The organism is Paraburkholderia sp. SIMBA_053 (assembly GCF_046534895.1).
Taxonomy (GTDB): Bacteria; Pseudomonadota; Gammaproteobacteria; order Burkholderiales; family Burkholderiaceae; genus Paraburkholderia; species Paraburkholderia caledonica.
The window spans coordinates 20651-35203 of sequence record NZ_JAWRXU010000004.1 but is presented as its reverse complement, the minus strand read 5'-3'; the positions used below and the strand labels follow the sequence as shown (position 1 = coordinate 35203).

Annotated in this window: 11 protein-coding genes; 4 read left to right on the top strand and 7 right to left on the bottom strand. The window is 61.7% G+C overall.

Annotated elements, in window-relative coordinates; all coding sequences use genetic code 11:
- Nucleotides 1–79: 79 nt before the first annotated feature.
- The 4 genes from frc to SB753_RS15190 form a co-directional block, all read right to left on the bottom strand.
- Nucleotides 80–1327, bottom strand: a complete 1248-nt coding sequence (gene frc / locus SB753_RS15205) for a formyl-CoA transferase (RefSeq protein WP_020068045.1) — start codon at nucleotides 1325–1327, stop codon at nucleotides 80–82.
- 24 nt (nucleotides 1328–1351) lie between these two features.
- Nucleotides 1352–3115 carry a thiamine pyrophosphate-binding protein gene (locus SB753_RS15200; RefSeq protein ID WP_020068044.1) on the bottom strand — a complete coding sequence of 588 codons (1764 nt, stop codon included), beginning with the start codon at nucleotides 3113–3115 and terminating at the stop codon, nucleotides 1352–1354.
- 513 nt (nucleotides 3116–3628) lie between these two features.
- A complete protein-coding gene (locus SB753_RS15195) occupies nucleotides 3629–4348 on the bottom strand; it encodes a GntR family transcriptional regulator (RefSeq protein WP_410800548.1) in 720 nt (239 codons plus the stop codon).
- A complete protein-coding gene (locus SB753_RS15190; RefSeq protein ID WP_020068042.1) occupies nucleotides 4326–4544 on the bottom strand; it encodes a hypothetical protein in 219 nt (72 codons plus the stop codon). Before SB753_RS15190 ends, SB753_RS15195 begins: the two co-directional genes overlap by 23 nt.
- Nucleotides 4545–4900: 356 nt before the next feature.
- Here SB753_RS15190 and shiA point away from each other — a divergent pair, with 356 nt between their 5' ends.
- The 3 genes from shiA to SB753_RS15175 all read left to right on the top strand — a co-directional run bounded on the left by shiA (nucleotide 4901) and on the right by SB753_RS15175 (nucleotide 8131).
- Entirely contained in the window at nucleotides 4901–6217 is a 1317-nt protein-coding gene (shiA, locus tag SB753_RS15185; RefSeq protein WP_088175841.1) for a shikimate transporter, read from the top strand.
- Between the two features lie 371 nt (nucleotides 6218–6588).
- Entirely contained in the window at nucleotides 6589–7992 is a 1404-nt protein-coding gene (locus SB753_RS15180; RefSeq protein ID WP_310068820.1) for an OFA family MFS transporter, read from the top strand.
- A gap of 10 nt (nucleotides 7993–8002) precedes the next feature.
- Nucleotides 8003–8131, top strand: a complete 129-nt coding sequence (locus tag SB753_RS15175) for a hypothetical protein (RefSeq protein ID WP_020068039.1) — start codon at nucleotides 8003–8005, stop codon at nucleotides 8129–8131.
- Between the two features lie 73 nt (nucleotides 8132–8204).
- Here SB753_RS15175 and SB753_RS15170 read toward each other — a convergent pair whose 3' ends face one another.
- The 3 genes from SB753_RS15170 to SB753_RS15160 all read right to left on the bottom strand — a co-directional run bounded on the left by SB753_RS15170 (nucleotide 8205) and on the right by SB753_RS15160 (nucleotide 13320).
- Nucleotides 8205–11063: a YadA-like family protein gene (locus SB753_RS15170; protein WP_410800547.1), complete on the bottom strand. Its 2859-nt coding sequence runs from the start codon at nucleotides 11061–11063 to the stop codon at nucleotides 8205–8207.
- 386 nt (nucleotides 11064–11449) lie between these two features.
- The gene (locus SB753_RS15165) at nucleotides 11450–11875 is read right to left on the bottom strand and encodes a DUF3830 family protein (protein ID WP_027777418.1); all 426 of its coding nucleotides are present in this window, start codon (nucleotides 11873–11875) and stop codon (nucleotides 11450–11452) included.
- A 521-nt stretch (nucleotides 11876–12396) separates the two neighbouring features.
- Entirely contained in the window at nucleotides 12397–13320 is a 924-nt protein-coding gene (locus SB753_RS15160; RefSeq protein WP_310068812.1) for an AraC family transcriptional regulator, read from the bottom strand.
- Nucleotides 13321–13495: 175 nt separating this feature from the next.
- On the opposite strand from SB753_RS15160, the gene SB753_RS15155 reads away from it, so the two are divergent.
- Nucleotides 13496–14491, top strand: a complete 996-nt coding sequence (locus SB753_RS15155) for a helix-turn-helix transcriptional regulator (protein WP_027804632.1) — start codon at nucleotides 13496–13498, stop codon at nucleotides 14489–14491.
- The last annotated feature ends 62 nt before the right edge of the window (nucleotides 14492–14553 follow it).

The following is a 14553-nucleotide window of genomic DNA, read 5'->3' as shown; positions in this document are numbered from 1 at the left end:
TTCGAAAGGCGCCGCCCGGCACCGCGCTCGCCTGAATGGCGAGCGGCGGGCGGCTTGCACTACGGTTTTTCTAATGCGCCTAGATGGCGCCGGCGGTACGCAATGCGCTGATCTGTTCGGGTGAATAACCCAGTTCAGCCATGACTTCGTCGGTATGTTCGCCAAGCAGCGGCGAGCGCTTGACTTCGGTGGGGCTGTCGGACAGTTTGATAGGATTGCCAACTGTCAGATATTTACCGCGCGTCGGATGATCGACTTCGACGATCGTGCCGGTTTGACGCAGCGAGGGCTCCTCCGCGATCTCCTTCATCGAAAGAATCGGCCCGCACGGAATGTCGTACTTGTTGAGGATCTGCATGGCCTCGAACTTGGTCTTGGTCATGGTCCAGCGCTCTATCTCCGCGAAGATATCTTTCAAGCGCGGCAGCCGAGCGGCGGGCGTCGCGTAGTCGGGGTCGGTGGCCCACTCTTCCTTGCCGATCACGTTGCAGATCTTCGCCCACACCGGTGCCTGCGTGATGAAGTAGATGTATGCGTTCGGATCGGTCTCCCAGCCTTTGCACTTCAGAATCCAGCCGGGTTGACCGCCGCCGGACGCATTGCCCGCGCGCGGCACCGCTTCGCCGAACTTGCCGTTCGGATACTGCGGATACTCTTTCATCACACCGGTGCGTTCGAGCCGTTGCTGATCGCGCAGTTTCACGCGGCACAGATTGAGCACGCCGTCTTGCATGGCGGCAAGTACGCGTTGCCCCCGGCCGGTTTGGGTGCGCTGATAAAGCGCGGTGACAATGCCGAGCGCGAGATGCAACCCCGTGCCGCTGTCGCCGATCTGCGCGCCGGTCACGACAGGCGGGCCGTCGTCGAAGCCCGTCGTGGATGCCGCACCGCCCGCGCATTGGGCGACGTTCTCGTACACCTTGCAGTCCTCATACGGACCAGGGCCAAAGCCTTTCACCGACGCAACGATCATGCGCGGGTTCAATTCCTGAATGCGCTCCCACGTGAAACCCATGCGATCGAGCGCGCCCGGCGCAAAGTTCTCCACCAGCACGTCGCATTTCTGGATCAGTGCTTCGAGAACCTGCTTGCCTTCGGGGTTCTTCGTATCGATCGTGACCGAACGCTTGTTATGGTTGAGCATCGTGAAGTACAAGCTGTCCACGTCCGGAATGTCACGCAGTTGTTCACGCGTGATGTCGCCTGCTCCGGCTCGCTCCACCTTGATCACGTCCGCGCCGAACCACGCCAGCAATTGCGTGCATGTCGGGCCCGATTGCACATGCGTGAAATCGAGAATGCGCACGCCGTCGAGTGCTTTGCCCATGTCGTGTCTCCTAAGGTGTCCGTATTACTTGTACATGGTCTGGTTCTTCGTGCCCGGCGCGTACTCGCGCGGGTCGACCCAGATGTTGACGACAGCCGAGCGCCCCGTGCGATGAATTGCTTCCCGTGCACGCTGCAATGCGCCTGCGATCTGCGCTGGGTCGCGCACTTCCTCGCCGTGGCCGCCGAGCATTTCGGCAAACTTGCTGAAGGGGACGTCGCTCAGCAGGTTGCCGACATTGCCGCGCTCGTCGCCATATTTGGCGAGCTGACCGTAGCGGATCTGGTTCATCGCCGAGTTGTTGCCGATCACCGCGAGGTACGGTGCGCCGAAGCGGTTCGCCGTTTCCATGTCGAACGCGGTCATGCCGAACGAGCCGTCGCCGTAGTAGCAGAGCACTTCTTTCTGCGGATGCGCGATCTTGGCCGCAAGCGCGAATCCGGTACCGACACCAAGCGAGCCGAGCGCACCCGGGTCCATCCATTGGCCAGGACGGCGCGGACGAACGGCTTGCGCGGAGATCGTCACGACGTCGCCGCCGTCGCCGATATAAACGGTGTCGTCGGCGAGAAACTCGTTGAGTTCGTAAGCCACGCGATACGGATGAATCGGCGTGCTGTTCGACTTGAAGAGCGGCATGAGTTTTTCAGTTGCCGTCGCTTCGGCGTCCTGCAACTGCGCCATCCACTTGCGGCGTGCCTGGCGTTTGTCGTCCTTCAGGCGGCCGCTTGCGGCTTGCAATACAGCGGCGAGGATCGCACCCGGATCGCCGACCAGACCGAGGTCGATATCGCGGTTCTTGCCGACAGTCCGGTAGTCCATGTCGATCTGCACAAGCGTCAGTTCTTTACTGATGCGCTTGCCATAGCCCATCCGAAAATCGAACGGCGTGCCGACAACAATGAGAACGTCCGCATTGGCAAACGCCTGCGAACGCGTCCGGTCGAAGTGATGCGGATCGCCCGGCGGCAGCAGCCCGCGGCTCGCGCCGTTGAAATAGCCGGGAATGTCGAGGCCGCGTAGCAGCGCGATCGCTTCCTCATGACCGCGGGCGGTCCAAACCTGCTGTCCGTACAGAATCGCGGGGCGCTCGGAATTGACGAGAATATCCGCGAGTTTCTCGATGTCGCGCGGGTCGCCAATCGATTTGGTCGACGCGCGATAGTGACCCGGCTGCGGCACGACCGCGCGCGAGAGGTCGACTTCGCGGTCGAGCACGTCACGCGGAATTTCCAGGTATGCCGGACCGGGCGCGCCGTTGAAGCACTCGCGCGCGGCCATCGAGATCATGTCGGCGACCCGCTCCGTGCTCGACACGCTGGCGGCAAACTTCGTGATAGGCGCCATGATGTCGACGTGCGGCAGGTCTTGCAGCGACCCCATCTTGTGTTGCGTCAGCGCTCCCTGTCCACCGATATGCAGAATCGGGCTCTCCGAGCGGAACGCGGTCGCGATGCCTGTCACCGCGTTCGTGCAGCCGGGCCCCGCGGTGGTGACCACGCAGCCGAGTTTGCCGGTCTGCCGTGCATAGCCGTCTGCCGCGTGCGCGGCGACCTGCTCATGACGCACGTCGATGATGCGAATCCCTTCGTCCACACAACCGTCGTAGATGTCGATGATGTGGCCGCCGCACAGCGTGAAGATCGTATCGACCCCTTCGTTTTTCAGCGCCTTCGCGACCAGATGGCCGCCCGAGACGACGCCCGCGTTGCGCGTCTTCTGCTTGAGCGTGTCTTCGGCGGTGGTGCTGGCTGTGCTTGGGTTCAGGGATGAAACAACTGCGGACATGGTCGTCTCCTGTGTGTCGACCGGAGCCTGCGCTCTTGCGCTCGGTCCGGTCCCATGCTTTGGCATCGATGGAGGTCTACGCGTGAGCGCTTACTCCGGTCCCATGAAAGACTGCTGCTTGGTGGTTCTGTAACGGTTATCGACTGATGCCCCGTTCCGGGACCCGCCTTCGCGTTTAGCCTGACCTCTCCACATACGGTATGTGATATATCAAGAAGAGGCAAGAGTTATCCAACGGCTTTTTCAACATCTGCATTTCCCTGCGGAGCCTTACGGGACGAGCGATTGCCGCTTATCGCGGCTGGTCCCGAATACCGGTTCGAGGGAAAACACTGAGCGGACTTCATAAACGCTCACTGTTGATATATCACATACCACATTTCAAGAGCCGTCAAGCGCGGTGTTTCCCTACGCGCCACGCGCCAAATGAAAAAAGCCCGCGGCGTGCGAACACCGCGGGCTTTTTGCTACTGATGCAAGGCCGCTAGCAGCGGCCGCGTCTAACTTAACTTGTCAGTCGAGAAAATCGCAATTCTTTTCCACGAACGCCGCCAGGTCGAGCGAATGCTGACGCGTGAGACGTTCCGCCAGTTCCGTGTCCCGCTTCTCCAGCGCCTCGATGATGCGTAAATGGTCGACGATCGACCGCGAAGCGCGATCGCTCTGCGAGATCGTCATGCGCCGGATCGCACGCACGTGGATAAAAATATTCTTGATGGTGTCGAGAATGATCTGCGACTTCGACAACTCGACGATCGCCTGGTGAAAGGCGATGTTCGCGTCCGAATACTCGGCAATGTGCTCGGCCGGCGTCGCGTCGCGGAAATTGTCGAACATGTGCCGCAAGCGGGCGATTTCCTCGTCTGAAGCTCGCTGTGTCGCGAGACGCGCAGCCATGCTTTCGAGCGCGGCCCACATGTGGATCATTTCGACGATCTCGCGCTTACTCTTGCGCACGATGTAAATGCCGCGACGTGGGACCATGCGCAGAAAGCCTTCCTGCTCGAGCAGCGTCATTGCCTCGCGCACCGGCGTCCGGCTTACTCCGAGCGTTTCGCTCAGCACGCGCTCGTCAAGGCGGATTTCATCTCGAGTCTGGTAGATGTCCGCGTCGGCAATAGCCTGACGCAACATTGCGTAAGCCTGATCGCGCAAGCTCGCGCTTGCGCCGATAGGCTGTAAAGACAATGTCAGAGGTGTTGCCACTGCTTCAGTTTGAAGTTCCGACGACATTCATCGCCTCTTGTTGAACATGCATACGATAAGGCACCGCCGCTTCCGCGCGCTGCTCATCAAGGCCGATGAAGCGGCCATGTTGCGCTGCGAGTTGCGCGACCGGCTGCGGAATCCAGCGGGCCAGGAGAACGGTGGCGGCAGAGCCCAAGCCAACAACAGCGGCAGCCAGCAGCGAGAGAGGAACAAATTCCATTTGTAGCTCCAAACGATTGAGTGAACGAATGACTCAATCATATGCTGCATCGCCGCAAAAATCAATATTCGGTATGTAGTATATCAGTGACTGTTGTTTTCACATCACCTCTTACGGTAGCACGCACCGCTCCGTCCCGCCTGCCCTTCAATTAAACTCGCGCCGCTCCGTGTATACGCGGAAAACGCGCGCTATGCGCGCAGCAGCGTCCGATGATCGCGCAATATCGCCGAATTGCGGATTGTTCGGCGCCTGCCTCGTATTAATCTTCCGCACATCCTGCAACCGATCAGCCTCGCCCGTATAAGCCGCGACGGCGCCGGTCGGCAGTTGTTTCGAGAATCCAAGGAGACCGTATGAGCACCACCCTCTCGCCGGCCGCAGTGGCCGACAATCGCGCGGCGCGCAACCGGGCGCGCAAAGCGGCGCTCGGCAGCTTTGTCGGCGCTGTCGTCGACTGGTACGACTTCCTGCTGTACGGGATTGTTGCAGCACTGGTCTTCAACGCCGAGTTCTTTCCGAAAGTAAGCCCGGCGATGGGCACGCTGGCCGCCTTCGCCACATTCGGCGTCGGCTTTCTGTTCCGCCCGCTCGGCGGCTTCGTGTTCGGCCACTTTGGCGATAGGCTCGGTCGCAAGCGCATGTTAGTGCTCACTGTCATGATGATGGGCCTTTCTACCGCTGCAATCGGCCTATTACCGTCGTTTTCGACGATCGGCTGGCTCGCGCCGGTGCTCCTCGTCACGCTCCGCGCGATTCAGGGCTTTGCGGTCGGCGGCGAATGGGGCGGCGCAGCGTTGATGGCGGTCGAAAGCGCGCCCGAAAAGAAAAAGGCGTTTTACAGCAGCGGCGTGCAGGTCGGTTACGGCGTGGGCCTCGTGCTGGCGACGGGCCTCGTCGCGCTGATCAGCCGCTCGATGGATAACGCGTCGTTCATGAGCTGGGGTTGGCGGTTGCCGTTCCTGTTCAGCGTGGTGCTGGTGCTGATCGCGATGTGGATTCGCTCGAGCATGGAAGAGTCGCAGGAGTTCGTCGAAAAAGTCGGCGCGCGCGGCGAGCGCAGTGTACGGCTGCCGATTGTCGAAGCTTTGCTGCGTCATCCGAAGGCGTTCCTCCTGATCATTGCGCTGCGTCTCGCCGAGCTGTTCACGATGTACATCGTGACCGCGTTCGCGCTCAACTACTCGACGGCGAATCTTCACATGCCGCGCGAATTTTTCCTCACGATCGGCCTGCTCGTCGGCGCCGTGAGTTGCGTGACGATTCCGCTCTTTGCAATGCTCGCCGACCGTTTCGGCCGCCGCCGCGTGTATATCGTCGGTGCGCTCGTCGGCATGTTCAGCGCGGTGCCGTTCTTCCTTGCTCTCGAAGCCCGCTCCACCGTATGGATCGTGGTGTTCGCCGTGATGCTCGCGAACATCGCGCACGACATGGTGGTAAGCGTTCAGCAGCCGATGTTCACCGAACTCTTCGGCACCGAATATCGCTACAGCGGCGCGGGTGTCGGCTATCAGGTAGCGAGTGTGGTCGGCGGAGGCTTCACGCCGTTCATCGCGGTCGCGCTGGTCAGTTTTGCCGGCGGTTCGTGGCATCCGGTGGCGGGCTATCTCGCGATCGGCTGCCTGATTTCAGTGCTAGTCGCCGCGAAGATGAAAACCGGGCGCACTGTCTGAACGACCGACCGCGGTTAAGAAAAGCCGGCGTGGCGCGATGGCCACCGCCGGCTTTTTTTACTTTATCCACGTGGTTGAACGGCTCTCTTCGGTAGGCCGTACCTCGAGTTCACGCTTTGGCTGCCGCGATGTGACAGATCTCCGTCGCATTTCCTCGGGCAATGCCTTATGCAGTTCTATCTCATATTGCCAACCCGGGCCTACCGCCCTATCGTTCGACCAAGCAAGTTTCCAGCGAAATTTGCGCGCGCTCATATGAAGCTCAGCCGCATATATGAACCAGCATCCGATAGCAATTTTTACGCCGCCAACACTAAAGCATTCGGTCTGATGCGCCGATAACAAAGACTTCGCTTTCCGGGAGACCGACCATGAGCAGTATCACCGAGCCGCAGCACAATTCAGGCTCCGCGCCATTCTTTTCCAAGGAAGCCACCATCGCAAAACCCGGGTTTTCGCGCTGGATGGTTCCGCCCGCGGCACTTGCCGTTCATCTCTGTATCGGCCAGGCCTATGCGTTCTCCGTGTTCAACGGCCCGCTGACCAAGGTTATCGGCATCACGCAATCCACTGCGGACGACTGGTCGCTGACCTCTCTCGGCTGGATCTTTTCGCTCGCGATCGTATTCCTCGGCCTGTCGGCGGCGTTCGCCGGCAAGTGGCTCGAACACGTCGGCCCGCGTCGCACGATGTTCACGGCTGCCTGCTGCTTCGGAGGCGGCTTCCTTATTTCCGCGCTGGGCGTGTACTTGCACCAGATCGTGCTGCTGTATCTCGGCTATGGCGTGATCGGCGGGATCGGGCTCGGCTTGGGCTACGTGTCGCCGGTGTCGACGCTGATCCGCTGGTTTCCGGACCGCCGCGGCATGGCGACCGGCATGGCGATCATGGGCTTCGGCGGTGGCGCGATGATCGCGGCGCCGCTGTCCGTCGCGCTGATGAATCACTTCCGCAGCGCAACGAGCATCGGCGTAGCTGAAACGTTTATCGTGCTCGGCATCGTGTACTTCATCTCGATGTCGATCGGCGCGTTGGCCATTCGCGTGCCACCGGCGGACTGGAAACCCGCAGGCTGGACTCCGCCGCAGACCTCGCAGCAGAAGATGATCACGCGCAACCACGTGCACATCGACGAGGCCCTGAAGACGCCGCAGTTCTATCTGATCTGGCTCGTGCTGTTCCTGAACGTCACTGCGGGCATCGGCATTCTCGGCCAAGCTTCGGTCATGATCCAGGAAAGCTTCAAGGGCACCGTGACGGCGGCCGCCGCAGCCGGCTTTGTCGGCCTGCTGTCGCTGTTCAACATGGGTGGCCGCTTCGTGTGGGCATCGGCTTCGGACTGGATCGGTCGCAAGAACACCTACTTCATCTTTTTCGTGCTCGGCGCGGTGCTGTACTTCCTGGTGCCGAGCTTCGCCGCGTCCGGTCAGATGGCGCTCTTCGTGCTGGCCTACTGCATCATCCTCACGATGTACGGCGGCGGCTTTGCGACGGTGCCCGCCTATCTCGCCGACATGTTCGGCACGGCATTCGTCGGCGGCATTCATGGACGTTTGCTGACTGCGTGGGCCGCGGCTGGCGTTGCGGGCCCGGTGCTGGTCAACTACATTCGCGCCTATGAAGTCGCGCACGGCGTGGCAAAAGCGGACGCCTACACGATGACGGTTCACATCATGGCCGTGCTGCTGGTGATCGGCTTCATCTGCAATCTGTTGGTCAAGCGTGTGGACGACAAGCATCACATGACCGACGCACAAGTCGCCAAGGGCGCATAAGGAGACTCGCATGTCGACCGTTCAACCCGTACACCCGACCAACAAGGTCAAGCTCGCCGTATTCTGGCTGTATGTGATGGTTCCCCTTGCGTGGGGCGTGTACAACACGCTCGCGCAAGCGATGAAACTGTTCCAGTAAGCCGCACCGCACCCCGCCGTTTGCACGGTGGGGTGCCCGCCACCGGCACCTCTCGCCGCCTGGCTTCACCTCCTCACCACTGATACGCGGCGCCGGCGCCCACCGAGGTCGTCACCGAGCTAATGCCCGCGCTCAGCTTCACCTTGAAATTCTGCGCAACGCGCGCCGACAGGCCTACCGCCACCGCCTGATACCCCATGTAGCCCGCTGTGCCCACGCCGATTGCGAGGTTCTTCGTCGCATCGACTTCGGGAACCATGTTCATCGCCATTGCCGAAGCCGTTCCGGCATAGGCGCGCCGGGCGAGATCACCCATGCCGCTTTGGAACTGCTGCATGTTGACGGCGTCGCCCGCCGCCTGTCCCGGCGCGAGGTTGGTGATACGTCGCTCGTTGCCCGGCGAGCCTACCGAGACTGTATCCGGCTGATCCGCGACCGCCCCTTCGCCAAGCGCGACCGTGTTTGCAGCCGATGCTTTCGCGCCGCCGCCCAACGCCAGCGAACCGTTTCCGGTGGCCTGCGGAGCTTCTGCGGAACTGTTGACGGCCATGTAGGCGTTGCCAGTGGCCGCATAGTTCTTGACGCTCCTGTCGATGCTGCTGATCTGCTGGTTGGTTTGCCACAGCTGCGAGCCGGTGACCGCGTCGCTGCTGGTTGCCGAGACCTCGCCGTTCTTCAGGTTGGTCAACTGCACTGTTGGCGCATTAGCCGATATGCCGCCGAGCGTCACCTTGTCATGGGCCGAGCTGTCGTACTGAAGTGCGTTTGCGACCGTTCCGCCGATGCGGCCGACCGCGCTTTGCAAGCCGGCGATATCACCGCTGTTCTGCGTGACGCGGCCGTCGAGATTGCTGAGCGCGCCGCCGACAGTGTTCACCACCTGGCCGCCCACCCTGTACGACGGCGCGCTAATCGAGCCGTCGGCATTCACCGTGGAGCCGCCGCCTAGCGCCGTGGCCGTACTCGCCGCCTGCGCGAAGAGTTGCGAGCCGTTGACCGCTTCGGTACTCGCCGCATTCAGCGAGCCCCGCGCGACGCCGGTCACCACGCGATTGCCCAGCGTGCCCGCCACGCTGATTGCCCGGCCGTCCGTCAACGCGCCTATCTGGATGACGCGCGAGGCCGGATCTTGCGTTACGAGGCCAATGCCGCCCACCTCGACTTTCTGCTGCAAGGTGGTCAACCCGTTGTCGAGCGAGCCGAGCGCATCGCCGACGTTGCTCTGCGTCCTGCCTTGCACGTGATACGACGGAGCAATCACCGAACCGTCGATACCGACCTGTGCGCCGCCGCCAAGTCCGGCCACGACCGGACTGAACTGCGCGAAGTTGATCGCCGACGTGTCCGTGCTGCCCGCCGCGACGCCGGTCAATTGGCGTGCGCCGCCGGTGCCCGCAAAATCGACGCGTGCGCCATTCGTATTCTGTCCAACGCTGATGATGCGCGACACCAGGTCTTGCTGGACGACCCCGATCTCGCCGTTCGTGATCTGGTTCGCAACGTTCGTGAGGTTGCCCTCGAGCGTGGCGGTGCGCGTGTCGAGCCCGGCGATTTTCGTTGTGTTCACGTTCACGCGCTGATCGAGATTGGCGATGTTCGTCGTGTTGGTGCCGACGCGCCCGTCGAGGGTCGCGATGTTGTCGCTGTTCAACGCGATCGCCCGATTGGCTGCGAACAGTTGCCCGCCGTTCACTGCGTCCAAGCTGTCGCTCGTGAGCTGCCCAGCGCTGACGTTGGTCACGCGAACCGGCGCGCCGGCGTTGCCGAGCGTCATGCTGTCGTGCACGGAAGAGTCGTATTGGACCGAATTGGCGGTGGCCGCCGCGATCACGCTCGCACCTGCCGCCGTACTCGTCGCGGTACTGGTTGCAACGCTCGTCGTGACTGCTGCCGCCAGTGCCGATCCGACGTCACCATATGTAACTCCGCCGATGTTGTAGGCAGGAGCCTTTGCGGTGCCATCTACATTGACCGCCGACCCGCCGCCCAGCGCCGCGGCCACACTCGCCGCGTTGCCGTAAAGTTGCGCACCGTTCACGGCGTCGGTGCTCGACGCGCCAATCGTGCCGCGCGACAGGCCGGTGATCGTGCGGTTGCCGTTCAAGCCCGCTACGTTGACCCGAATACCTGTAGACGACGGCCCAACCAGGATGTCGCGCGTACCAAGATCCTGTTTGACGAGGCCGATGCTGCCGGACACGATTTGCGACTGCAGCGACGTGATGCCCGCGTCCAACGAAGTAAGCGCGTTGCCCACGGTGGTTTGCGTGGCAGACTGCACGTAGTACCTCGGGCCGACTGTCGAGCCGCTCGCACTGACGGATGCGCCGCCGCCCAGTGTCGACACGACCTGCTTGAGTTGGGTCACATTGACCGCCGACTGCGCTCCGGTGCCCGCCGCGACGCCGACCAGCTCACGCGGCCCGCCGAGTCCGGTGAAGTCCACGGAACGGCCGTCAATGCCTGCGCCAACGGTGAGATTGCCTGTACCGAGGTCCTGCCGAACCAGCCCGATCTGACCGTTGTCGAGATTGCTGGCGAGGCTGGAAAGGCTTGCCGAATTCTGCGAGACCGCGTCATTCGTTGCGTGGAGTTGCGCGCCTGTTACCGCATCGGTGCTGTTCGCGTTCAGCGCAGCTTGCGCCAGGTTGGTCAGCTTGACGGGAGTACCCGAGTTGCCGAGCGTCACCATGTCATGTGCTGCGCTATCGTAGAACAACGCGTCGGCCACATTCGCGCAGCCGGCTGGCGCGCATTCCTGAGCGCCAGCCGGCTGCGCAAACACCAGCGCGCCGACCAGACCAGCGCTCGCAGCGGCCACGGCCCGGCATACCGAAGCGCATCTCGCGCCGCCGCTCCTCGCTGCTTCAGACGCCGCCACATACACGCGCCTCGCTTCGTTCCATACAGTTTTATAGGTCTTGTTCAACATTCCTCCCACTCGGAATCGATTAATTTTTGCCAATATTTTCTTATGTCATCCTAAGTATCATTTGCAATAAAGAGGCTCAGGACGCCCCGGATTAACCGGCAAACAAGGCTTAAACCGCGAGTGTGCAGTCGCCTCCGGGATTCGCGAATACGATTAATCCTAAAAGCTAATTTTTAGCTTTAATTAGCTAAAAGGCATAATGCGATTCAGACGGAAACTGCCAAATGTCTTAATCCGGAATCTGCGTAATTAAGCGGCTTTAAGTGGAATGCTGAGAGTGGCCGAGAACCGGCCTGGAAGAAATACGAGCCAGTCAATGCTGGCTCGTAAGTAGAAAAACTGTGGCGCTGCGAGCGTCGCGGCGCGGTGCCAAATGTTGGGAGCGCTCAGATCTTTTCGAAGAGTACGTCTTGCGCGCCTTCCCACAGCACTTTGACGCCGACTTCGCGCAAGTTCTCCTTGCCTTCGACGATGGTCAGGAAATGGTTGCCCGCGAGTTGCCCCATCTTGCTCGCAAAGCAGCACGAGCCATAGGCGATAAGGAGTTCCGTTTCGCTGTAGCCGCCCGGATAAAACAGAATGTCGCCGACCGACGGATGGCTCGTGTGATTCTCGAAACCGACCACCGCGCCGTCGTTCTCGAGCTTGAACTCGCCGAGCGGCACCCAGCAGCCTTCGCCACTCCAGCGCACATGGATGATCTTCTGCCGGTACGGCAACAGCTTCAGGAAGGCGGCCACGGTTTGCGGCGCGTCGGGATTCGTTTCGGCGATAAAGACGTGGCCGCAGGAGGTGATTCGAAGTCGGGTCATCGCTAGGTATCCGGTAAGTCGGTGAGATGAGGATGAGGTGAGGTGAGGTGAGGATGAGGATGGTCGGTCGGATGCGGCTCGGGCCAAGCCGTGGGCCGGTTATTCTGTCGTCCCGTGCAAGGCTTAGACAGATACAGTTCGCAACCCGCCTGTCAGGCCAGTTCGACCCGCAACGCCCGGCGCCAATCACAGCGTGCGCGAGTGGAGGCGGCACCCCCGTGCCAGATTCGCCCTCCGTAGCGCCACGAATGTTCGTAGTTTGCAAGCCGCGCAATGCACAGCACACTTCGAAAGGTGCGTGATTCCTACAGACGGCATTCCGGCTAAGCCTTCCCTTGCACGGCGCAGTCGACCGGCCGCCAACCCAAAGCGCGAACGAAAGGCGCAGCGCCGCCAGGCTTCGGAGGGCGCCGCTTGCACCTGCGAGTGCAGCGGTCCCCGTTTCTCACCGGCCGTTGCCGGAACCCCGCCTACGGCTACACTGTCCACTTGCCCGCCGTTGCTGGCGCGCCATCCGCCTGTCAGCCGCGCAGCCGGTAGCCAAGCGGTGTGACGCCGTAATCGCGCTTGAACTGTACGGAGAAGTGACTGGCATTCTCGTAACCAACCGCAATTGCAATCTGCAGCACCGTCTGATCGGTCGAACGCAGCAGCTTCGCCGCTTGTTCGAGCCGCAAGCGCGTCACGTACTGGTGCGGAGTTTCGCCAGTTTCACGGCGAAACACGCGGGCAAAGTGGAAGCTGCTTAAACCAGCCTGTGCGGCGAGATCGCCAATGGCCAGATCCGCGCCAAGATTCGCGCGTATGTAGTCGGTCACGCGGCGGATGCGGCGCGGTACCAGCCGTTCGGGCTGCGCGAGGCGCGCCGTCCCCGCTTGCCGGCCGCCTGAATAATGTTGAAGAAGATGCGCGGCAAGCGCGTGGATCAGCGCATCGACATAAAGCCGCGAGTCGGCCGGATCGCTGGCGGCGCGGTGCAATGCGTTCAGCATGGCTGCGACCAGCGGGTCGCGGAACCGCATTGCCTCACTGAGCGATAGCTCGCGGCGCAATCCGTCGAGCTCCATCTGATCGGCCACGCTGTCGATCAGGCTGCGCTCAATATGTAAATGGACGGTCGACAGCGGCTTATCGCTGATCGAACGCCACCGCCAGGAGACCGGCGCGGGCGGCACGTACCAGACGTCGCCCACTCGAAGGTCGGCGCTTTCCCAGCGCCCGTTCAGATTGCGCTCGAGATGCTCGGCGCCGCTCGCGAGCGTCATCAGCGTGAGGTCTTGCAGACCGGGTGCTTCCAGCAGTTCCTGCTCGTCCGGTTCGAGATAGGAGCGCAACACCAGGTGCCGCCACGGGCGATCCACGCTCGACACCAGTTTTTGGCCCGCCATGTAGCGGTCGTAGGCAAGCGTCGTTGTCAGCTTTGGAATTCGTGTCATCACGTCCATTCCCAAGGAGGTGCCGTATGCAAATGAGAGAACTCTGTCACACCCGCGTTACCGGTCGGCTGTCAGCGCAAGATCGCGAAAATGATAGCAAGGAACCGGCTACCGCAATTTTCGGAAATAGCTAATCATTAGGGTGTCGTCTTTCACGCGTTTCGAACGCCGGAGCTACCGTTTCATGGAACACGAATGCGATACGCTGCCGCATTGGCTGACCGGTTCGCCGCAGGGCGAATCCGGCCATGCATCCGCAGCATACAACCCGGCGGTCACCGCACAACCGGCCTACCCGGCCGGCACGCGGCAGCCCGCCAAGTCAGCCCACGCGGCTGACGCATCGATGGTATCGAGCCGCGCGGCAACAGGCGCGGCGCCCGCTGGTTTCCTGACCCTCTTCACCGAGGAGGAGATCGGCACGCCCGCGCCCGCCGCACGGCGCGCGCCCGTCATCAGTCCGCTGGTGCGTTTTGGCAGTGCGCAGGACCGCATCGAATTCGTGCGGCAACGCATCAGGCAACTGGGCTTCAACTCGTTCAGCTATACGGCCACGCGCACGTTCGCGCATCGCAAGACCATGTTCGTGCTGACGAGCTACGAGTCGCAAAGCTGGCTGACGCGCTATTTCCGCGAGCGCTATTTCGAACTCGATCCGCGCGTGGCGCTGGCGTCGCCGACCGGCATGCCGTTCCTCTGGAACACGGTCGACATGCGCGCCGACCTGCCGCGCGCGCAAATGCGCAGCGAGCGGCTCGGCGGCCTGATCGACATGCTGGAGGAGACCGGCCGGAAGAGCGGCATTCTCACGCAGATGCCGCTGCCCGAGCCGGAGTTGAGCGCGAGCCTGTGCTTCAATTCGGAGATCGGCAATCCACGCTGGATGACCGAATCGATCGTCGCGGAAACGCTGATGTTTGCGCACACGATTCATGAATTCATCTGGACGCACGCGAAAAGCGTAATCGGCATGACGCCCGAGCAGCAGCGCGTCACGCTGAGCGAATTGCAGCACGCGGTATTGAAGGCGGTGGTTCAGGGGCAGCGCGACAAGGAAATTGCGTACTTCCTCGGGCTGTCGCCGCATAACGTCGACTATCACTTGCGGCGTCTGCGGCAACTGTTCAATGTTCGCAACCGCGTGCAGCTGATCAATGTCGCGAAAGCGTACGTGTCGTAGACCAGGGCGGTACTGCAGCAACCCATGCGGACGGCATGACGGCGAGCGCCGTCATGCCGTTC